19 protein-coding genes are annotated in these 21608 nt (G+C 64.7%); 13 read left to right on the top strand and 6 right to left on the bottom strand.

The window, feature by feature from the left end:
* Window positions 1-323: 323 nt before the first annotated feature.
* Entirely contained in the window at window positions 324-791 is a 468-nt protein-coding gene (locus AC1DIN_RS10900) for an Lrp/AsnC family transcriptional regulator (RefSeq protein WP_476809788.1), read from the bottom strand.
* 126 nt (window positions 792-917) lie between these two features.
* Here AC1DIN_RS10900 and AC1DIN_RS10895 point away from each other — a divergent pair, with 126 nt between their 5' ends.
* On the top strand, window positions 918-2396 hold the full coding sequence (locus AC1DIN_RS10895; RefSeq protein WP_476809787.1) for an NAD-dependent succinate-semialdehyde dehydrogenase: 1479 nt from the start codon (window positions 918-920) through the stop codon (window positions 2394-2396).
* 15 nt (window positions 2397-2411) lie between these two features.
* Window positions 2412-3818 carry an aminotransferase gene (locus AC1DIN_RS10890; RefSeq protein WP_476809786.1) on the top strand — a complete coding sequence of 469 codons (1407 nt, stop codon included), beginning with the start codon at window positions 2412-2414 and terminating at the stop codon, window positions 3816-3818.
* Window positions 3819-3909: 91 nt separating this feature from the next.
* Here the strand turns inward: AC1DIN_RS10890 and AC1DIN_RS10885 are convergent, their stop codons facing one another.
* On the bottom strand, window positions 3910-4500 hold the full coding sequence (locus AC1DIN_RS10885; protein ID WP_441473260.1) for an amino acid synthesis family protein: 591 nt from the start codon (window positions 4498-4500) through the stop codon (window positions 3910-3912).
* A gap of 146 nt (window positions 4501-4646) precedes the next feature.
* Here AC1DIN_RS10885 and AC1DIN_RS10880 point away from each other — a divergent pair, with 146 nt between their 5' ends.
* From AC1DIN_RS10880 to proX, 9 genes are all read left to right on the top strand, one after another.
* The gene (locus tag AC1DIN_RS10880) at window positions 4647-6458 is read left to right on the top strand and encodes a helix-turn-helix domain-containing protein (RefSeq protein WP_476809785.1); all 1812 of its coding nucleotides are present in this window, start codon (window positions 4647-4649) and stop codon (window positions 6456-6458) included.
* Window positions 6459-6585: 127 nt separating this feature from the next.
* Window positions 6586-7566, top strand: a complete 981-nt coding sequence (locus AC1DIN_RS10875) for a flavin reductase (RefSeq protein ID WP_476766676.1) — start codon at window positions 6586-6588, stop codon at window positions 7564-7566.
* A 15-nt stretch (window positions 7567-7581) separates the two neighbouring features.
* A complete protein-coding gene (locus AC1DIN_RS10870; RefSeq protein ID WP_476809784.1) occupies window positions 7582-9093 on the top strand; it encodes an aldehyde dehydrogenase in 1512 nt (503 codons plus the stop codon).
* 35 nt (window positions 9094-9128) lie between these two features.
* Complete coding sequence (locus AC1DIN_RS10865) at window positions 9129-10229, top strand: LLM class flavin-dependent oxidoreductase (RefSeq protein ID WP_476809783.1); 1101 nt, start codon at window positions 9129-9131, stop codon at window positions 10227-10229.
* 3 nt (window positions 10230-10232) lie between these two features.
* Window positions 10233-11084, top strand: a complete 852-nt coding sequence (locus tag AC1DIN_RS10860; RefSeq protein WP_476809782.1) for an alpha/beta fold hydrolase — start codon at window positions 10233-10235, stop codon at window positions 11082-11084.
* Complete coding sequence (locus AC1DIN_RS10855) at window positions 11081-11395, top strand: NIPSNAP family protein (protein ID WP_476809781.1); 315 nt, start codon at window positions 11081-11083, stop codon at window positions 11393-11395. The genes AC1DIN_RS10860 and AC1DIN_RS10855 overlap by 4 nt, the downstream gene beginning before the upstream one ends.
* Before the next feature lie 157 nt (window positions 11396-11552).
* Complete coding sequence (locus tag AC1DIN_RS10850; protein WP_476809780.1) at window positions 11553-12740, top strand: quaternary amine ABC transporter ATP-binding protein; 1188 nt, start codon at window positions 11553-11555, stop codon at window positions 12738-12740.
* On the top strand, window positions 12733-13686 hold the full coding sequence (locus tag AC1DIN_RS10845) for an ABC transporter permease (RefSeq protein WP_476809779.1): 954 nt from the start codon (window positions 12733-12735) through the stop codon (window positions 13684-13686). The genes AC1DIN_RS10850 and AC1DIN_RS10845 overlap by 8 nt, the downstream gene beginning before the upstream one ends.
* 150 nt (window positions 13687-13836) lie before the next feature.
* Window positions 13837-14871 (top strand): glycine betaine/L-proline ABC transporter substrate-binding protein ProX, encoded by a 1035-nt coding sequence (gene proX / locus AC1DIN_RS10840; RefSeq protein ID WP_476809778.1) that lies wholly within the window; start codon window positions 13837-13839, stop codon window positions 14869-14871.
* 417 nt (window positions 14872-15288) lie between these two features.
* Here the strand turns inward: proX and AC1DIN_RS10835 are convergent, their stop codons facing one another.
* Together AC1DIN_RS10835 and AC1DIN_RS10830 are read right to left on the bottom strand one after the other, a co-directional pair.
* A complete protein-coding gene (locus AC1DIN_RS10835; RefSeq protein WP_476809777.1) occupies window positions 15289-15744 on the bottom strand; it encodes a hypothetical protein in 456 nt (151 codons plus the stop codon).
* The gene (locus tag AC1DIN_RS10830) at window positions 15704-17755 is read right to left on the bottom strand and encodes an oxidoreductase (protein WP_476809776.1); all 2052 of its coding nucleotides are present in this window, start codon (window positions 17753-17755) and stop codon (window positions 15704-15706) included. The genes AC1DIN_RS10835 and AC1DIN_RS10830 overlap by 41 nt, the downstream gene beginning before the upstream one ends.
* A 127-nt stretch (window positions 17756-17882) precedes the next feature.
* Here AC1DIN_RS10830 and AC1DIN_RS10825 point away from each other — a divergent pair, with 127 nt between their 5' ends.
* Window positions 17883-18515, top strand: coding sequence for a TetR/AcrR family transcriptional regulator (locus AC1DIN_RS10825; RefSeq protein WP_476809775.1), 633 nt, complete (start codon window positions 17883-17885; stop codon window positions 18513-18515).
* A gap of 167 nt (window positions 18516-18682) precedes the next feature.
* Here the strand turns inward: AC1DIN_RS10825 and AC1DIN_RS10820 are convergent, their stop codons facing one another.
* Window positions 18683-18922, bottom strand: a complete 240-nt coding sequence (locus AC1DIN_RS10820) for a hypothetical protein (protein ID WP_476809774.1) — start codon at window positions 18920-18922, stop codon at window positions 18683-18685.
* 363 nt (window positions 18923-19285) lie between these two features.
* On the opposite strand from AC1DIN_RS10820, the gene AC1DIN_RS10815 reads away from it, so the two are divergent.
* Entirely contained in the window at window positions 19286-20806 is a 1521-nt protein-coding gene (locus AC1DIN_RS10815; protein ID WP_476809773.1) for a S10 family peptidase, read from the top strand.
* Between the two features lie 415 nt (window positions 20807-21221).
* Here the strand turns inward: AC1DIN_RS10815 and AC1DIN_RS10810 are convergent, their stop codons facing one another.
* Complete coding sequence (locus AC1DIN_RS10810; protein WP_476809772.1) at window positions 21222-21605, bottom strand: helix-turn-helix domain-containing protein; 384 nt, start codon at window positions 21603-21605, stop codon at window positions 21222-21224.
* Window positions 21606-21608 lie beyond the last annotated feature (3 nt).

The raw sequence follows: 21608 nt of genomic DNA, 5'->3' as shown, positions 1-21608 counted from the left end.
GCGTCAGAAAATGCTGTAAAAGCGGCGCGAATGCAGCGCCTGCAACGCCGCGCAATTCGCCGCCGGCCTTTGGTCCGGCCGAATTCGCTCTCGATCTTGTGACGCGGGCGGCGGCCGCGGTGCGCGTCGGGCAAGCATCGGATCGCCAGTGCAAAACCCCTGCAGCACCAGCAATGCAGATCCTCTGGCGGGGGCATCCATGTCAAACGGCTCGCAAAGTTGCGCCCCGATTGGTCTGCGCCCCATCCAGCTGCAATTGCGCGAGGATGTTGGGGTCGATCCGGTCGAGTCTCAAATGTCCGCCCACGCCGCTGCCCTTCCGGTCACGGATCGATCGGGAGGGCGAAGCTCGCCTTGACCCGGTCCATCACCACCATGGTCTTGAAGCCCTTGATGTCGGGGTTTTCGTAGAAGAACCGGCGGGTGAAGCGCTCGTAATCCTCCATGTCCCTCGCTGTGACATGGAGCACGAAATCGGCGTCACCGGTGACGTAGAAGCCGATCATCACTTCCTTCGTCGCCCGGATCGAGGCCTTGAAGCGGTCGACGATGTCGGCCCGCTCGCGCTCCAGCGTCACCAGCACCAGCATCGAGAGCGGCCTCCCGACGGCGCGCGGCGAAACGATTGCGACGTCCGCCTCGATCACGCCGGCATCGCGCAGGTGCTTGAGGCGACGCTGGCAAGCCGTTGCCGAGAGGCCGACGCGCTCGCCGAGCTCGGCCGTCGTCAATCGATTGTTCTGCTGTACCGCATCGAGAAGTCTGCGATCCAGGCTGTCGAGTTCAAGCATGCCGAATCCCTGCGCCGCTCCGTCGATCTAAGCCGAAATTCCTCGCGAAATCGCCTGTTTCGGCGGCATAGGCGGCATTCTCCACGTTAGCCTCCCCGCCGTTCAATCATCGAAGCGGAGGATGCGATGCGGGGTTTATCCGCGAAAGCGCTGAAAGAGCTGAAGCGTGCCGACTTGCTGGAGAGCCGGGCTTTCGTGGATGGAAGCTGGCGCGACGCGGCCGAGCATATCGCGGTCGTCGATCCCGCGACGCAGGAGACCATCGCCAGCGTCGCTTCGCTGCCGCTGGAAGCCGTGGATGAGGTGGTTGCCGCCGCGGTCGCGGCCCAGAAGCTCTGGCGCGATATCCTGCCTATCGCGCGCGGCCGCCTGCTGCGCGACTGGGCGGTGGCGATGCGGCGCAATGTCGACGATCTCGCCGTCATCATGACCGCCGAGCAGGGCAAACCGCTCGCCGAGTCCCATGGCGAGATCGCCTATGCCGCCGCCTTCCTCGATTGGTTCGCCGCCGAAGGCGAGCGCAGCTATGGCGAGACCATCCCGAGCCATATGCCCGGCAGCCGGCTCGCGGTGCAGATGCAGCCGATCGGCGTCGCCGCTGCCGTGACGCCCTGGAACTTCCCGAGCGCGATGATCACCCGCAAGGCCGGCGCGGCGCTGGCCGCCGGCTGCGCGATGGTGGTGAAGCCCGCTCCCGAAACCCCGCTCTCGGCGCTGGCGCTGGCGAAGCTGGCAGAGGAGGTCGGCTTCCCGAAGGGCGTCTTCCAGGTGCTGACCGGCGAGGCCGCGCCGATGGCGCATCGTCTGTTGGCGCATACGGAAATCCGCGCCTTCTCCTTCACCGGTTCGACGGAGGTGGGCCGTCTCCTGCTCGGCCAGGCGGCACAGACGGTGAAGCGCACTTCGCTGGAGCTCGGCGGCCACGCGCCCTTCATCGTCTTCGACGACGCTCCGCTGGATCAGGCGGTCATCGGCGGCATCGCCGCCAAATTCGCGACTTCGGGACAGGATTGCCTCGCCGCCAACCGCATCTATGTCCAGCGCGGCGTCTATCGGCGCTTCGTCGCGGCTTATGCGGAAGCGACGGCCCGCCTCAAGGTCGGGCACGGGCTGGAGGAGGGCGTCGATATCGGCCCGATGACGCGGCCCTCGGTCGCTGAAAAGTGCCGCCTGCAGATCGCGCAGGCGGTGGCGGCCGGCGCCCGGCTGGTCGCAGGCGGCCAGGACAGCCCGTTCGGCGGCAATTTCGTCCAGCCCGCCGTGCTGGCCGATGTGACCGATGACATGACCATCGCCCGCGAGGAGACCTTCGGCCCGGTAGCCGCGATCCTGCCCTTCGACACGGAGGAGGAGGTCGCAGCCCGCGCCAATGCGACCGAGATGGGCCTCGCTGCCTATCTCTATACCGAAGATCTGCGCCGGGCGATGCGCCTCACTGATGCGCTCGAATACGGCATGGTCGCGGTCAACACGCCGAAATTCACCGGCGCGCCCGTTCCCTTCGGCGGCTGGAAGCAGTCCGGACTCGGCCGCGAGGGCTCGCGCCACGGCCTCAGCGAGTATCTCGAAGCGAAATATGTCTGCTTCGGCAATCTGGCAGCGTAATCAAGGAGCAAGACTATGACGATCGACATCGCGACGATCGGCGCGCTGGATCGCGCCAGTACCCTGCATCCCTTCACCCAGCTTAAAGACTTCGCCGCCGGCAAGCTCGGCGATCCCACCATCGTCGAGACCGGCAAGGGCATCCGCATCCAGGACGCGACAGGCCGCAGTTATATCGACGGCTTCGCCGGGCTCTACTGCGTCAATATCGGCTATGGCCGTACGGAAGTCGCCGAGGCGATCTCCCGGCAGGCCTACCGGCTGGCCTATTACCACTCCTACGCCGCCCACACGACGGATGAGCTCGCCATCCTGTCGGATCGTCTCGTCAGGATGGCGCCAGGCAAGATGAGCAAGGTCTTCTACGGGATGTCCGGCTCGGACGCGAACGAAACCCAGGCCAAACTCGTCTGGTACTACAACAACCTGCGTGGTCAGCCGCGAAAGAAGAAGATCATCTCGCGGCTGCGCGGCTACCATGGCTGCAGCGTCGTTTCCGGCTCGATGACCGGGATGAGCTTCTACCACGACCATATGGACCTGCCGCTTTCCGGCATCCTCCACACCGGCGCGCCACATCACTATTGGGGCGCCCAGCCCGGCGAGACGGAAGCCGAGTTCTCGAAGCGCCTCGCCTCCGAGCTGGAAGAGCTGATCCTGCGCGAAGGACCGGAGTCGGTCGGCGCGTTCATAGGCGAGCCGGTGCTCGGCACGGGCGGCATCACCCCGCCGCCGGAGGGCTACTGGACGGCGATCCAGGCCATCTTGCGCAAATACGACGTGCTGCTCATCGCCGACGAGGTGGTCACCGGTTTCGGCCGCATCGGCACGCCTTTCGGCTCGCATCTCTATGGCATCGAGCCCGATCTCATCACCGTCGCCAAGGGGCTGACCTCGGCCTATTTCCCGCTCTCGGCAGCGATCGTCGGCGACAAGGTCTACAAGGTGATGGAGGAGGGCGCGGACCGCGTCGGCGCCTTCTCGCACGGCTACACCTATTCCGGTCATCCGATCGGCGCCGCCGCAGCGAACGCCGTGCTCGACATCGTCGAGAGGGAGGATCTGGCGGGCAAGGCGCGCGAGGTCGGCGGCTATTTCCAGGAGCGACTGAAGGCGGTCTTCGCGCAACTGCCGATCGTCGGCGAGGTTCGCGGTGTCGGCATGCTGGGCGCGCTCGAATTCGTCGCCAACCGCGAGCGCAAGACGCGTTTCGATCCCGGCCTGAAGGTCGGCGCCCGTATCTCCAAGGCAGCACGCGATCGCGGGTTGATCGCCCGGGCCATGCCGCATGGCGAGATCCTCGGCTTCGCGCCGCCGCTGGTCACGACTCGCGACGAGGTCGATGAGATCGTCGCCATCGCTGAGAAGGCGGTGCGGGAGGTGATGGACGAGCTCGCCCGTGACAAGGTCGCGCTCGCCTGAGATGGCGGCCCGGCGCTCTCTGGCCACGAAAAAAGGGCCCGCCGGATGGGCGGGCCCTGCAAGACTGGGGGAGCTGTTCGGTCCGGTGGCGTCAGGCGTCCACCAGCTCTCGCTTCATCTCTTCCATGTCCTGAAAGCGATCGGCGAGGCGGGGATGGGCGCGGCTGTTGTCGGCGGCGCCGATGGCGACCAGCACCTCGTCGGCGGCCGGAGCGTCCGGAATCTGAAACTGGGCGGTGAGGAAATGCGAGCGCTTGCCAGTCTCACTCTTGTGGATCATCGGCAGGGAGATGAGCGCGCCCGGCGCATTGCGGGTGTTGGTGAAGCTCAGAAAGGCCGTGCCCTTCACCGCATCACGGAACATGTTGCCGAAGCGCAGCGTGTGGATCAGCGCCGAGGCATGCTCGATCTCGCCGTTCGTGCCGACGGCGGCAGCCTTGCCATAGGCCTCGACCTGCTCGGCCGGCATCACGGCGACAAGACGCTTCGTCAGTTCTTTGCCGAGTTCAGGCGCGATGCGCAGGATCTCCGGGCGCAAATTCTCGACGAAGCCCTGGCCCGCCCAGGGATTGTGCAGCACGGCCGCCACCACGACGAAGCGCACCGGCTTGTCGGCGCCCTTGCCGCCTTCGATGAAGGTTTCCTCGACGAAGGTCGAGATCTTGCGAAGGCCGTAGTCCATGGCGTGTCCACCTGTTGCGATCGTGAATGGGTGAAGCAGCCTAGCGAGACCGTTCCCGCATCGTCTTCCATCGGAACGCGGGAAGAAACTCATGGATCGACCTGCGATGCGGCGTAAGATCGCATGCGGTCGGTAGGGAGAGACCCATGGCGGATCAGGCCTCGCAGATGCGTTCGTTGCGTGATGTTGCAAGCCGGATCAATTCCGGCGGCGATCTCGACACGGTGCTCCGCGATCTCATCCGCGCGGCCTGCGAGCACGGCGGCTGGGCGCTGGGTTCGATCATGGCGATCGATGCGCCCCATGGCGACGCCCATGTCGTTGTCCGCCATGATCCGACCTTGCTGCGCCGACGCTTGGAGGATCGCTGGGAATTGGCCACCAGCCCAGCCTTGATCGCGCTCCAGCGCAATGAGCCCATCTATATACGGGACGCACGCGCCTCCGAGGAATTCCCCGGCTATCGCCGGGAGGCTTTCGAACGCGACTACCGCACCGTGCTGGTGCTGCCGATGAGTTGCTCCGATGCGCAGGGGCGGGCCATGGTGCTGAACGTCGTCTCCCGCGACATCCAAGACGTCTCGGCCGACGATCTCGCCTTCATGAGCATGATCGTCCATCTCGGCGGCATCGCCGTCGAGCGCGAGCACCGCCTGCGCGCGCAGCGCCAGGCGGCCGAGCAATTGCAGAACGCGCTGCAGACCCAGACCATGCTGCTGCAGGCGGTCCTGTCAGGTGGCTCGACTGTGGCGCTCTCGACGATGCTCGCCGAACTCTTGCCAGACGCGATCCTGGTGGTGGATTTCGCCGGCAACGCGCTGGCGGCCAGCCGCTCGCCGGCGCCGCTGCGCTTCGACGACGCCGCCTGGCAGCGGGGGCTCGACGGCGCGATCGGGGCGCAGATCACAGCCGCCGCGMGCGACGCGGTTGCAGCGGGCCGCACCGAGCCTCTGGGTCTGCGTCTCGACGACGGAAACGAGCGTCTGCAGATCACGGCGCGGATCGAGGCGCTCGATGTCGACGGGCAGGCGGTCGGCGCGCTGGTGGTCTTTCCGGAGGCCGGGGAGAGTGGCGGCGATCTCCAGCGGCTGCTGCTCGACAGCGTGAAATTCGCCCTGAGCGTGCAGATGATGCGCAGCGTCATCCGCTTCCGCTTCGAGACGCGCACCTTGACCGAGCTTTTCTTCGAAATCGTCGAGCGTCGCTGGCGCGACGCCGACGACATCGTCCAGCGCGGTCGTCGGCTCGGGCTCGCGCTCGGCGCGCCTGCCCGGATGATCGTGGTGGATTTTCCCGACGGCCCGTCCCTGCCGGCCGATATCAGCATCGACTGCCATCATGCCGTGACCCGGCTTGCGCGCCAGATGAACTTGCCGATCAGCGTCATCGCGGTCGGTGGCGGGCTCGTCTGCCTCGTTCCGGAGGAGAAGAGCGGGGAGGCGGAGCGCGCCGGACGTTTGCCGCGCCGCATGGTCGAGGTGCTCCGCCACAGCTTCAACCGCGAGCCGATCGTCGTGCTCGGCGGCATCTGCGATGGCCTTGAAAGCTATCCCAAGGAATGGGAGCGCTGCTGGCGCATGATCCGTATCGCGCGTTCCTTTGGGCGCAGCGGCACCCTGTCGGCCTTCGATTTCGGACCGATGCCGATGCTGATCGGCGCCGCCGAATCGGCGGATGTGCGTAGCTTCGTCGATGGTGCGATCGGCGCGGTGATCGCGCATGACCGCAAGCACGACACGCCCTATCTGGAGACGCTCGCCGCCTATCTGCGCGAGGGCTGCCGTGCCCAGGCTTGTGCCGATGCGATGGGGCTCCATGTCACGACGCTGCGCTACCGGCTCTCGCGCATTCAGGATCTGTTCGGCATCGACCCCGAAACCGCCGACAAGCGCTTCGCCATCGAGCTTGCCATCCGGCTGCACGGTGTCATCGAAAGCAGCGAAGTGACGGTGGCGTGAGAAGCGCCATCGGCTCCGCCGATTCGATGAAACATTTCCCGCATTTGTCCGGCTATTCCTAGGAAGCGAAGCGCATTGCTGGCGCCTAGCCTCTCATCACGATCCCGCATTGATCGAGGTGAGGCGGATGCTCGCTCCCGCGGAAAAAACAGCAACAGCGATCGATCCGGTCGCGCTGCGACGCGCCTTCGGCACCTTCGTGACTGGAGTCACGGTCATCACCACGCGCGATGCCGAGGGCGCACCCCGCGGCATGACCGCGAACTCCTTCACCTCGGTCTCGCTCGACCCGCCGCTGCTTTTGGTCTGCGTCGGCAAGAGCGCCCATAGCTACGGGGCCTTCAACAGTTCCGACGCCTTCGCGGTCAATCTTCTGCACGAGGCGCAGACCGACGTCTCCAACCTCTTCGCCTCCAAGGCTGCGAACAAGTTCGACACGATCAATCACGATCGCGTCCATACCGGCGCACCAGTGCTCACGGATTGCCTGACCTGGTTCGACTGCACCGTGCATAGCCGCGTCGATGCCGGCGATCATCTGGTGCTGATCGGCGAGGTGCAGGCCTTCGGCACGAGCCCCACCGCGCCGCTCGGCTTCTGCCGCGGCCGCTATGCCAATGTGAAGGATCCGCTGCCGCCAGGCTGGCTCGAGTCGCATGGCATGATTGTCGGCTATCTGATTGAAGCGGAAGGGAATCTTCTGCTGCGGTCGGATGGTAAGGGAGGCTGGGTGCTGCCGAGCGCGAAGCGCCGCATCGCTGACAACGAGCTCAAGCTCGACGGCGGCGACGCACTGACGCTCGTGCCCGATGATACCTTCCTCTACTCCGTCTTCGATGTGACCGACGGCGACCCGGGTTACCTGATCTACCGCGCCCGCCTCGCGCAGCAAGCCGCTTCGCAGCAGCTTTCCTCAGGCCTGCGCTTCTTTCCGATCGATCAGCTTCCCTATGACGAGATTCCGACCCGGGAGATCTCTTCGATGCTGCGGCGCTACGCCCGCGAGAGCGCCAGCAAGCGCTTCGGAATCTACATGGATTCCGATGATGGCGGCCGCCTCGCCATGGTCGGCGACGCGCAGCCCTGGGCCAACCTTCCGCAATCCTGAGCCGGCAGAGCGATCATGAAGACGACCGTCACATCCCTCGAAGGTTCGCGCCAGGGCCTGTTCATCGACGGCGCCTTCGTCGCTCCGAAAAGCGGCGTCTACGTTCCGTCCTACGATCCCACCACGGCCGAGCCCTGGTACGAATTCGCCCAGGGCGACGCGGCCGATGTCGACGCCGCCGTGCTCTCGGCGAAGGCCGCCTTCGTCAACCCGTCCTGGCGCCGCATGACGCAGACCGAGCGCGGCAAGCTGGTGCGCCGCCTCGGCGAGCTCGTGCTCGCGAATGCCGACGCGCTGGCGATGATCGAGTGCCGCGACAACGGCAAGCTGCTCAAGGAAATGCGCGCGCAGATGCGGGCCATTCCCGATTCCTATCTCTATTTCGCCGGCATGGCCGACAAGCTGCTCGGCGAGACCATTCCGGTCAACAAGCTCGACTCGCTGAACTTCAACCTGCGCGAGCCGCTCGGCGTGATCGGCATGATCATTCCGTGGAACTCGCCGCTGATGATGTTGACCGGCACGCTCGCGCCCTGCCTCGCGATCGGCAACACCATCGTCGTCAAGCCCTCCGAACACGCCACAGCGTCGAGCCTCGCCTTGGCGGAGCTGGCGATCGAGGCCGGCATTCCCCCGGGCGTGATCAACGTCGTCACCGGCGATGGCGCCACCACGGGCGAGGCGCTGACGCGCCATCCCGGCATCGCGAAATACGTCTTCACCGGCTCGACCTTCACCGGGCGAAAGATCGCCGGCAACGCCGCGCAGAACCTGGTGCCCTGCCAGATGGAGCTGGGCGGCAAGTCACCCCATGTCATCTTCTCGGATGTCGACATCGACCGGGCGGTGAACGGCGTCGTCTCCGGCGTCTTCGCCGCCGCCGGCCAGACCTGTGTCGCCGGCTCGCGCTGCTTCGTCGAGCAGCCGATCTACGATCGCTTCGTCGATGCGCTGGTCGAGCGCACGCGCCGCATCAAGGTCGGCCATCCGCAGGTCGAGGACACCGATATCGGCCCGGTCGCGCTGGCCTCTCAGCTCGCCAAGGTCGAGGACTATGTCGGCTCTGGCGTGCGCGAGGGCGCCAAGGTCGCGGTCGGCGGCCGCAAGCCACAGGACGGCGAGTTGGCGCGCGGCTGGTATTTCGAGCCGACCGTGTTGGTCGAGGCGCGCAACGACATGCGCTTCATGCGCGAGGAAATCTTCGGACCGGTCGTCGGCATCGTGCCGTTCAAGACCGAGGAGGAGATGATCGAGCTCGCCAACGACACCGAATACGGCCTCGCCTCCGGCATCTGGACCAAGGACATCGACCGGGCGATGCGCTTCGCCCGCAACATCGATGCCGGCACCGTCTGGATCAACACCTACCGCTCCGCCGCTTACATGTCCGCCAACGGCGGCATGAAGAACAGCGGCTATGGCCGCCGCGGCGGCTTCGAGGTCATGCGCGAGTTCTCGCGCCTGAAGAACGTTCTCATCGACTATTCGGGCGCCATGCAGGACCCGTTCGTCATTCGCCTGCGCTGAGCTGTCCGCGACAGAAACCAGAACGGAGGAAAGCCATGAAATTCGCCGTTTCGCTCTCCATGGAGCGGTTCTCGCCGCAGGAATCCATGCAGGACGCCGTCCGCAACTTCCGCGCGCTGGCGAAGATCGCCGACGAGGGCGGCTTCGAGACGCTCTGGACCGCCGAGCACCACACCATCGAGTGCACGATCTCGCCAAACCCCTTCCAGACGCTGACCTGGCTCGCCCAGCACACAGACCGCATCCGGCTCGGCACGGCGACGCTGGTGGCGCCCTACTGGTCGCCGATCCGGCTGGCCGGAGAGGCGGCGCTCTGCGACCACCTGACCGGCGGGCGCCTCGAATTCGGCATCGCGCGCGGCGCCTATCAATACGAGTTCGACCGCATGGCCGGCGGCATCCCGCAGCAGGAAGGCGTCGCCTTCATGAAGGAGCTGGTCCCGGCCGTGCAGAAGCTCTGGGCCGGCGACTACGAGCATGACGGTCATTACTGGAAGTTTCCGCTTGCCACATCGGTGCCCAAGCCCTTGCAGCAGCCGCACCCGGCGATCTGGGTCGCGGCGCGCGATCCCGGCACCTTCGACTGGGCGGTCGGCATCGGTGCCAACATCCTGTCGACGCCGTTGTCGGCGCCCCCGGCCGAGGTCGGCGTGCTCGGTGAGAAGTTCCGCAAGGCGGTGGCCGACCATCCGGAGCGGTCGCGTCCGAAGCTGATGATGCAGCGGCGCACCTGCGTCTACGACGGGCAGGCGGATTGGGAGCTCGCGGTGCGGCACTCGGTCGACTACGGCGGCTATTTTGAAAACCTGATGCAGAACAGCGGCACGGTGACGAACGGCTTCCCCGAGGCCATTCCCTTCGAAACCATCGCCAACCGCGGCAACTACAATCCGCAGGCTGTGCGCGACAATCTGATGTTCGGCACGCCCGAGGAGATCATCCGCAAGCTGCAGGTCTACGAGGATGCCGGCGTTGACCAGTTCGCGCTGGGCCTCTCCTTCAACCTGCCCTTCGAATTGCAGGTGAAGACGTTGCGTCTCTTCATCGATGAGGTGATGCCGCATTTCGCCGCTCGCGAGCGCGAGAAGGCCAAGGTGGCGGAGCAGGCCCCGCGCCTGGCCGCGGTAGGGTACTAGGCGATGGCCGCTGCGACAACGGCTGCCCGGAGCGCCAAGCCGGCGGAGGGTCCGCAGAGCCTGACCATCAGCGGCGTGACGCTGAGATACCGGATAGATGGGCAGGGCGAGCCGCTGATCTGCATCCACGGCGTCGGCTCCTACCTGGAGGCCTGGGAGGGCGTAGTCGCGCGTCTCTCCGATCGCTTCCGCATCCTGACCTTCGACCTGCGCGGCCATGGCCGCTCGAGCAAGGTGCGCGGCCGCTACGAGATCGACGATTTCGTCGGCGACGTGCTGGCGCTTGCCGACCGTGCCGGCTTCGGGAGCTTCAACCTCGCCGGCTTCTCGCTCGGCGGGTTGATCGCGCAGCGCCTGGCGTTGACCCATCAGGACCGCATCCGTCGCCTCGTGCTGCTTTCGACTGTCGCCGGGCGCACCGAGGAGGAGCGTGAGCGTGTCGCCGCCCGGCTGGCTGCACTCCAGGCCGGTGATCGCGGCGCGCATTACGACGCGTCGCTGTCGCGCTGGTTGACCGAAGACTTCCAGGCGAGGAATCCGGAACTCATCGCCAAGCTGCGCCAGCGCAATGCGGAAAACGACCCGGAGTGCTATGCCGCGGCCTATCGCGTTCTGGCGCAGACAGATTTCGGCGGGCTGCTTGACCAGATCCGCGTCCCCGTCCTGATCGCGACCGGGGAGGAGGACGCCGGTTCCAACCCGCGCATGGCGCTCTACATGCAGGAGCGCATTTCCGGGTCAAAGCTGCACATCCTGCCGGGCCTGCGCCACTCGATCCTGACCGAGGCACCCGAGCAGATCGCCGGGCTGATGGGCGKCTTCCTCGGCGATGGCAGGGAGGACGCACGGCCATGATCGTCGAAGAACGCATCTACCGCATCCGCAACGGCCGCATGGGCCGCTATCTCCAGCTCGTGCGCGAGGAGGGGCTGGCGATCCAGCAGCCGATCCTCGGCCATCTCATCGGCTACTTCACCACCGAGATCGGCGCGCTCAGTCATGTGACCCATCTCTGGGCCTATGCTGATTTCGAGGACCGGACCCGCCGGCGTCAGCAGCTCGCGGACGATCCGCGCTGGCAGGCCTTCCTGCCCAAGCTCTCGGAGAACATCGAGCAGGCCGAGAACCGGATCCTGCTGCCGACGGATTTTTCGCCGCTGCGTTAGCGGTTGCTACGCGCATCTTCCTCCGCAGGAACGAGGGAGGAGCTCGTTCCTCCATCGGATCGCAGGAAGACGCGCCATCCCGGCCGGCACTTAATGGTTGTCGGCAGGCAGGTCGAACAAGCCCGATCAATCGGGCGCCGAGAAGAGGGGTCCGGATATGACCGAGCGACTGCAGATCCAGAATCTGTACAAGATATTTTCCAACACGCCCCGCCCGGCGCTGGAGATGCTGGCGCGGGGTGGCAACAAGAACGAGGTCTTCGAGAAGCTCGGCGCGGTGGTCGGGCTCAACAACGTCTCGCTGAGCGTGCCGCAGGGCGCCATGTACATGGTCATGGGTCTGTCCGGCTCCGGCAAGTCGACGCTGGCGCGCTGCATCAACCGCCTGAACGAGCCGAGTGCCGGCAAGATCCTGCTCGACGGGCGCGACATCGTTCCGCTCGGTGAGGAGGAGCTGCGCGAGGTGCGCCGCACTCGCATCTCGATGGTCTTCCAGCATTTCGCGCTATTGCCCAACAAGCGTGTCATCGAAAATGTCGAGTTCGGCCTGAAACTGCGCGGCATCGCGCCGGCGGAGCGCCGCCGCCGGGCAGAGGAAGTGCTCACCGTCGTCGGCCTCGGCCGCTGGGGCTACCACTACCCGCATGAGCTGTCCGGCGGCATGCGCCAGCGCGTCGGCCTTGCTCGCGCGCTCGCCACCGACGCCGACATCCTGATCATGGACGAGGCCTTTAGTGCGCTCGACCCGCTGATCCGCTCGGAGATGCAGGATGAGCTGCTGCGTCTGCAGCGCACGCTGAACAAGACGATCCTGTTCATCACCCATGATTTCCAGGAGGCGCTGAAGCTCGGCACCCGCATCGCCATCATGTCCGAGGGCGAGCTGGTCCGCGAAGGCACGCCGCAGTCGATCGTGCTGGAACCGGGCAGTGATTATGTCGCCGCCTTCACCCGCGAGGTCGACCGCGCCCGGCTGTTCGACGCGCGCTCGGTGATGCGGGCGGGCGAGCCGATTCTGCAATCGGAGCGGGGCACGCTGGTCGGCGAGGCCGGCGGGCCGGGCTTCATGCTCGACCGCGACGGCAAGGTACTCGGCACGCTCGACGCCGAGGCTTGCGGGCAGGCCCGCGCGGGCGGCGGGGTCGCAGCACCCAGCGGCGACTATGTCAGCGTCCCGCCCGGCGCGAAGCTCCTCGACGTTGCCCGCAGCTATCGTGACGGCCGCCCGATCGCTGTCGTCGACGATGAGGGCAAGTTCATGGGCTCGCTCGGCGCCGACGACATCCTGGCCCGCATCTCCTCCAACTCCTGCAAGACCGCATCCGCCGGAGAGCGCCATGTTTAAGGCAGACGATCTTGCCGTCTTCCCGATCGACGCCTGGATCCAGCAGGGCGTCAGCTGGGTCGCGCTCAACCTGCGTCCGATCTTCCTCGCCATCAAATGGCCGGTCGAGAACCTGCTGAGCCTGAACGACTGGATTCTCCACGCGATTCCGTTCCCGGTCTTCGTCGTCGGCTTCTTCCTGCTGGCTTGGCGGCTCTCGACGCTTGGCATCGCGATCTTCAGCGCCGTCTCGCTGATCGTCATCGCCGTGCTCGGCGTCTGGAACGAGGCGATGACGACGCTGTCGCTGATCTCGACCGCGATCGTCTTCTGCGCCGTCATCGGCGTCCCGATCGGCATCTGGTGCGCGCGCAGCGATCGGGTCTGGAACGTCGTGCGCCCGATCCTCGACATCATGCAGACTACGCCGAGCTTCGTTTATCTCGTGCCGGTAGTGATGCTGTTCGGCGTCGGCACGGTACCGGGCGAGGTCGCAGTCGTGACGGCCGCGGTGCCCCCGCTGATCCGCTTCACCAATCTCGGCATTCGCATGGTCGAGCACGAGATCGTCGAGGCCGGCCTCGCCTTCGGTGCCGACAAGCGCCAGCTCCTCTTCGAGATCCAGCTGCCGCTGGCGATCCCGACCATTCTCGGCGGCCTGAACCAGACCGTCCTGACGGCTATGGTGCTGTCGGTTGTCGTCGCCATGATCGGCGCGGAGGGCCTCGGTCTCGTCGTTCTGCAGGGCCTTGGTCGCCTCGATGTCGGCCGTGCGGCCGTGGGCGGCATCGCCATCGTGCTCCTGGCCATGGTGCTCGACCGGATCACCCAGAAGCTTGCAGCTCCCAAGGCAGGCGGCCGGACCGCTGCACGAGCCTCGCTGCTCGGCATCGTCGCGCGGCTGTTCAAAGGCGGCCGCCCGGACGAGACCGTCCAGGCCGTGATGCCGGCGAAGCCGGCGCTCTGAGCGTCTCGCGGAGCTCCAGGTCACACGAGGCTCTCGCATTCAAGGAATGGCCGGGACAGCACAGCGTCCCGGCTTTTAAAGCCCCACCGCAAGGCGGGAGGGGAAAGCAACAAAACGACCGGCACGGGTCGACGACGAGGAGAACAGCCGATGACCATGACCAGATTGAAGATGTTGACGGCGGCAATGGCCGCTGGCGCGCTCGCCTTCGCGGCAGCGCCCGCGCAAGCGCAGGAGATGCCCGGCAAAGGCAAGACCGTGCGCTACGCCCAAAGTGACAGCCTCGGCGCCAACTACGTCACCGCGCAGATCGTGATGAAGGCGCTGAAGGAGCTCGGCTACGACGTCAAGCTCAGCACCGTAAACACGACGCTGTTCTTCCAGGCGGCGGCGCAGGGCGATCTCGACCTCGCGACCGACGTCAACTTCCCGCAGCGCGAGCCTGGCTTCCGCGCGGTAGAGAAGGATGCGGAGATCGTCGGCGGCGGCCTGATCGTCGGTGGCGGCATCAACGGCTACCTGATCGACAAGAAGACGGCAGATGCCCACAACATCACCTCGCTGATCCAGATGAAGGATCCAAAGATCGCGGCGCTGTTCGGCAAAGACGGCAAGGCCGACCTGATCAACTGCGATCCCGGCTGGAGCTGTGGCGACGTCGTCGACTTTCAGCTCGACAAGTTCGGCCTGAAGGACAACGTCAAGTCTATTCGCGGCAAGTACGAGGCGCTGATGGTTGAAGCCGTGGCCCGCGTGAAGCGCGGCGAGCCGGCCTTCTTCTACGCCTGGAGCCCGTCCTGGGTGAACAACGCGCTCGTTCCCGGCAAGGATGTCGTCTGGCTGCCGACGCCGGAAGACGCGCTGCCGCCCTCTGTCCCGAACAAGGGCTCGGCGCTGGTCAAGGGCGTGAAGGGATGCGCCGGCGGCGCCGATCCCTGCCGCATGGCCATGGCCTCCTGGAACTGGGGCGCCGTCGGGAACAAGAAGTTCGTCGCCGCCAACCCGGCCGTGAAGGCGCTGATCGAGAACATCAAGTTCCCGCTTGAGGACTGGTCGCACTGGGAGTTCAACATCAACAAGAACGGCGGCAGCAACGCCTTGATCACCAAGATGGCCGATGAATGGGTCGGTGCCCACAAGACTCAGTTCGACAGCTGGGTCGCGGCCGGGCGCGCAGCGAAGTAAGCAGAGACGACATCCCATCGCTCTGGAAGGGCGGGGCCGGAACCGGCCCCGCCTTCTTCTTTGCCGTTCCGATCATCCGGCGCCGTAATCGAGCCTGAGCTGGACTATCCGGCCTGCCTGCCTCTTTCTGCGGGTTCCGGCACCGACGCCTATGCGTCCGGCCAGACACGATTCAGGATTTTGGCTGCGGTGACAGACTTGTCCTGTGGGAGGGAGCGACCGTAGTGATTTGCAATCATCGCTGGCGTGTCCTGGATCGCATAACTGGGCTGCTCGTGCGAGCCGGTCTGTTTCAGTATGTGAGTTGCAAGGACGTCCCGAACGTTATGGGGCCCGTGTGAAAGCAGACCCTCGATCACGCCAGCCGAGATACCAATCCCACACGGCTGAAAAGACCAGCATGGCGAGTGTCATCGCTTAGAGCGAAACACCGTGACCGGCGACGTCGCCTTGAGGATCGGAACCGAGGGCGCCGAACATCAGCGCGAAGTGCTCGACCTTCTGGGACGCGGTCTCGGCGTTCCAGACGCCGTTCCGTCGTAAGCCGACTGCCGTCAGATGGGAGGTGTTGAAGCGAACGATCTCGCTCATCTCGCGCAATAATTGCGGCGGTGCGTCGACAAGGGCGCTGTTGCGCGCGTGCCTGCCCGTCGTCGGTTCCAGCCCCAGGCCCTTGAAGCGCAGGGCGTATCTCCGCTTCGCCGCCGCAAACTGATAACGGCGATACTCCGTGCTACCGCTGATAACGACCTCGCGAACCCAATTGAGGATTTCCCCCTGCTCGGCAGCGTGACGGCAGGCAACTGGCCGAGAAACCGCGGCGGCCCAGGAGCTACCGGAAAGCGTCAGCGCCCTCGGTTTCCTCCAGCGCACCGATGCTCCTGGCGAACAGGTGACCGCTGTAGTTGGCTGCGGCGATCGTGCCCGGCGCCAGGCAATCCCCAATCCTGTCGACGCGGGTCAGCCCGCTATCCAGCCATTCCTCCTGCCGGGCCTGCAACGCCGTCCACAGATCGCTTGAGGGGACACGCGCGGTGACAGGCACGAGCAAGTCGCAGGGAATGACCTCGACTGCACCCGAGTAAACGCACCTGATCGACAAGGTGTCGGCTGCTCGATCTGCGAGAGCCGAAAGAACCCTGATTTTCACGCCCAGTTCCAGCAATCGGCGATGAATACGGGCCTGTTCGAGAGTGTTCACCGTCCAGGCCGCCACCAGTGGCGCCGGGGTGACATAGGTCGTATCGATACCTGCCGAAGCCAGTTTGTCAGCCAAAGCGCTGCCCATGTAGTATCGATCGTCATCAAAAATCACCACAGGCCCTTGCCCGGCGGCAGAGCTTCCCTCGTCCAAGAGCAAATCTACCCCGGCGACCTTGCCATTCCTGAGAAACGGCAGCGGCAAGCGGTGAGCCCGGCCGACACCGTCCTCCCGCCATCTGGCGCCCACGGCAATCGCGACGTGCTCGCTCCCATGGGAGAGGATGTCATCGGCCGTGAGCGGGCTTGAGAGGAACATTTCGACATTGGATGCAACCTGAAGCTGCCCGAGGCGCCAATCTCGCACTCTGGCCCAGGTGGAAAGCCCTGGAAGCCGGCTCTCGCGGGATACGCGCCCGCCCCATTCGGTTCCCGCGTCCGCGATGATAACCGATGCACCCCGCTGCGACAATGCGCGGGCGGCCTCAAGCCCGGCAGGCCCACCGCCGACGATCAGGGTCGTCGCAGGGCCAGCCAACGCCGGAATCCGCTCCGGATGCCAGCCCTTCCGCCACTCCTCGCCGATCGTCGGGTTCTGGGTGCATCGCATCGGCGCCGCGATGTTGTCGCCCGCCACGCAGATGTTGCAGCCGATGCACTCCCGAATGTCGTCGATGCGGCCCTCCTGGATCTTGAGGGGCAGGAACGGGTCTGCAATGGACGGCCTGGCGGCGCCGATCAGGTCGAGATGGCCCTGTCGAACAACACGGGCCATAGTGTCAGGCGAAGTGTACCGGCCCACGCCGACGACCGGCTTGGTCGTGACCTGTTTCACGAAGCGGGTATATTCCTCCTGATAGCCTTCCTGCGAAAATCGGGCGGACTGGCTGTCATTGGACCAATCGGACAGGTTCACATCCCACAGGTCCGGTTCCTCGGCGAGCGCCGCCACGATGTCGCGCCCTTCGCCGTCGCGCTCGATGCCTGCCGAGCCCATCAGTTCATCCACGGCAAAGCGGACCGCCAGGGCGCACCGATCGCCGATGGCATCGCGGGTATCGGCCAACACTTCGCGAAAGAGCCGCAGACGATTCTCCAGCGATCCGCCGTACTCATCGGTTCGATGGTTGTGACGCGCGAGGAGGAAGTGCATCAGCAGCGTCATGTCGTGGCCGGCATAGACGTAGACAATGTCGAAACCCGCCTCGCGTGCCCGAATTGCTGCATCGCGGTGCCAGCGCCTGAACTCGCGGATATCCGCCTTGTCCATGCCGCGAGCCTGGACCGGATCATCGGTGTCGACGACGGCATCGGACGGGGCGTAGGGGGCGATGCGCGAGAGCCGATTGGCGGTGTGCAGGCCATTGTGAACGAGCTGGACCGCCGCCAGGCTCCCGCGCTCGTGGATGAGGTCCGTCGTCTCCCTGAAGACGCGCACGTCGGCGCTGTCCCAGATCCGGCCCTGGTTGGAGGGCGTCAGGTCGGAGGATGGATGGATCTCGGTTTCCTGCGTCGAAACCACTCCCCAGCCGCCTTCGGCCTTCATCGCTCTCATATGAGCATCCGAGCGGGCGTAACGATGCCCCATGCCGGAGCAGTGCGGGACCTGATAGAAGCGATTGCGTGTGGTGACGGGGCCGATCGTGACCGGTTCGAAGAGGATGTCGTAGCGGGGGTCGCGCATGCAGTTTCGCTGATGTGATGGGAATGTCGGAGGCGATAGCGGGCTGGCCGTTGGTCAGTCACTATGCGATCGTATAGCAACTATGCAAGTGCATAGTTTGGCTTTGCTGCAATTCGGACGAGGCAATGTGACGACTTCCTTCAGGCGAGCCCCCGACTTCGACAGGCGCACGGACCTGATCGAAGCCACGATGGATTGCATTGTTGAGCTGGGCATCCAGGGCACGAGCGTGCGCGCGGTCGCCGCAAAGGCCGGGGTCAGTAACGGCCTCATCCGGCATCACTTCGCGTCGAAAGAGAACCTGATTGCGGAAGCCTATGGCAGGACCATCGCGATCATCACCGGGCCACCGCTGGCGGTTGCGGCGGAGGAGGGGTCTCCCATCGACAAGCTGCGGCGCTTCCTTATCGCCAGCATCAGCGGTCCCGTCGCAGAGCCCCGCATTCTCTCGCTATGGGCGACGTTCATCAGCCAGGTGCACATCAACGAGCGCTTCAGGGAGATTCATCGAACGCGATATGTGGCCTATCGCGCAGCATGTCGGAGCCTCATACAAGGCGTGCTCGAGGCGGACGGTGTCCGCGCTTCCGCAGAAAAGCTGCACCATCTGAGCATCGCCCTGAACGCGATCATCGATGGGCTTTGGCTGGAAGGGTGCTTGAGCGCCGAAGAAATCGACGAGTCTCTTCAGATCGACATCGCTCTCAGCTCGGTGGAACGCCTCCTGGGCATCAAGATCAGCAGGTCTGTCTCAGACTAGGTCGGTACCGGTTCGCGCCTGACGGCAATCTCCGATGATGGAGAAACGACCGATGTTGCCGATCGGGGTGAACCGACCCAGCCACGTCGCCAGGCCGAACGTCTGAAGGCCGTCCATCTCGGCCGCATTCGGTTTATGGGTTCACGGCCTGATGTGTCCGACCAACCTCATGACTTGCGAGTGTCTCGCGTTCGATCTGGCAGTGAATCGACAGCTTTTTCCGCGCCCTGATCCTTGTGAAGTACGCCCTCACGCAGCACTTTGGTGGCCGCATCGGCCTTTTTCTTTGGATCGGTCGGAATCGGTTTTGTTTCGGGCGTAGCCGTCAATCCAATGTTGTTGGGTTTCTGTCCGGCGTTTCTCGCGGTCGCAGCGAATGTGGCGAGAGATTCTGGTTGTTTTGCCACGGCAAAGTCCTCCGGTTTTCACAACAACCGGGAGACTCGGTCCGAAGTTCCTCTGTCCATGAGGACCGCTCAGCCGTTCGCGTTTGACAACTTCCCCACCGATCGCGCCAAGCGCGGGTAGCAACGACCAGTGACCGCACAGTATGAAATGGAGAGTGTTCAGGCCATGCCTGACTGCGCACGGATTCTGACAAGGCCAGCATGGAACCGCGGCCGGACCGCTACGCCGCTCGGGAACTCAGGATAATTTGCTTCCGTTGTTCTATCTTTGAGTGACCATGGTTCGATGCGGGAGACGATCTGAGGACATATCCGGACCGTCGCATCGTTGTCCTGGGAAGAGCCGCAGAATCAGGAGTCCGAATGATGCCCAGGCTGCCTCTGGCCATTGCAATCGCTCTGGCGCTGTTCCTATCCGCGCCTGATTCCAGCCGCGGGCAAAGCCCGGAGCGCAGCACGACTAGGACGGGGATCTTATCGCTCCTGCCTGAGCCTCAGACGACAGAACATGCGATTGACGCGCGCGGCCGCACGCTGCGATATCGGGCTCGGGCAGGCACGCTATCGCTGCTCGGAAGCAATGCCGAAGCGACGGCCGAGGTCTTCTACGTCGCCTATACAGTTCAGCCTGAGCAGGGCCAGGACGAGAGCTCGCAAAGGCCGGTGACGTTCGTCTTCAACGGTGGCCCGGGGGCCGCCGCGGCCTATCTCCATCTCGGTGCCATGGGGCCGCGGGTACTGATGACCGGAACCGACGGAAGCCTGCTTCCGTCGCCTCAGAAGCTCATCGACAACCCGGACACCTGGCTCGACATGACCGATCTCGTGTTCGTCGATCCGGTCGGGACGGGCTACAGTCGTGAGGCCTCCGGCCAGCAGACGCGGAACTTCTGGGGCGTGAACCAGGATGCTGCCTCGATGGGAGCGTTCGTCCGTCTGTATCTGGCGCAAGCGGGCAGGACCCGCTCACCGGTTTTTCTGGCGGGCGAGAGTTACGGTGGGTTCCGGGCTGCGCTGCTCTCCCGAACGCTTCAGCAGGATATCGGCATCAGCCCGAGCGGCATCGTCCTCGTCTCTCCCGCCCTGGAATTCGCCCTCTTGCGGCCCGATGACTTCGACATCCTTCATTTTGCGCTGGAGCTTCCCTCGCTTGCAGCCGTTCGCCTCCAGCGAGACGGCCTCGTCGGGCATGCCTTCCGGGATAAACTCGCCGAGATCGAACGTTTCGCGCTCGGCGATTATCTCGTCGCGCTCGCAAGCGGGCTGGACTCGGGTGGGCGCGCTGCCAGCCAGCGCATCGCCGAGATCACCGGCCTGCCTCTCGAGTTGGTGCAGCGCAGTTTCGCGCGCATTTCTACCAGTCTCTTCACCAAGGAGTTCGCCCGGGCGCGAGGGAACGTCCTGAGCCCGTATGACGGTCTGATCGAGACCGGCGACATCGCGCCGCAAAGTCCGAGAGATCGAGGCCCGGATCCGATCCTCGATCGCAGCGTCTCCGCCCTGACCTCTGCCTTCACGGCCTATGTCCGCGACGAACTGGGCTTTCGGACGGACATGTCCTACCGCCTGTTGAACGGGGAGGTCGGCCGCAACTGGGACTACGGAACCAGTTCCTCTCGTCAGGGCTACGCCGGGGTGATGGGCGATCTCCAGCGAGCGCGAAGCTTGAATCCGGCGATGGGCGTCCTGATCGTCAACGGCTACACCGATCTCGTGACGCCCTACATGATCTCCCGCTACCTATTGAGCCAGATCAGCGCGATCGCCGGTGCGAAGCCCGTTCGGTCCGCCGTGCTCGATGGCGGCCACATGATGTATCTGAGGCCGGATGGCCGCCGGGCTTTGCGGGAGCTCACTGCGGAGCTCTATCAGGCGGCCCAATAGTAGCCATTGCGCTCACCTATCCGTGGTCGTTGTTATAAGCATCGGTCGCCCGAGTTTTCAAAACGGCCCACGCAGTCGGAATAATCAACTGCACCCGGTTGTAGAACCCCAGTAATAATAATGGCTTTCTATAATTCTCCATATTTATCAGAGCGATGCGTGTCGGCATATGGGTGCCACGTATGCCGAGATGTTCCGGCCTAGCAGTTTGGTTCAGTGGGACAGGTGAGGCGGCATGGCGGCGGCTAACCGAGCCGTGAATGCAAAAGCTGATAATGGCGGCCCAATGACCGGTCGATTGGCGGCTTGCCCCCGCTGCGGGCGAGGGGCGGCAAAAGCCTGACACCAATGTCTGGAGGGGTCGCTTGGCTAGGGGAACAGCCGCTCAGGTTCGTGCACCGCGAATTAGCCTCCTTTAGTCCGACCTTTCCCTGAGTAACTCGCCGATTTTGACGTTCAACGCACGGGCGGTGCGATCAAGGGTGGTCAGCGTTGGGTTGCGCACGCCGCGCTCTAGGCCGCTGACATAGGTCTGCTCGACTTCCATGCGAACAGCGACTTCTTCCTGCGAAAGTCCGGCAGCAGCGCGCAATTCTCGCAGATTTTCGCAAGGAGCCGCCGAACATAGCGGAGTGTTCATTTCGCCGCCATGCATTATAGTATCTAAATCGATGCGAGGACTTCTTACGACTACCGCCGCCGTGCACACTAAAAAATCTGTTCTGAAGAATTTCGCGCCTCTCACGTTCGATGTCGCCTTCGAATGGCAAGACCCGATCGGATCAAATTTTGAGCTCATGGT

This window comes from Allobosea sp. 05T438 (assembly GCF_056396025.1).
This window is presented reverse-complemented; position numbering and strand designations above follow the sequence as displayed.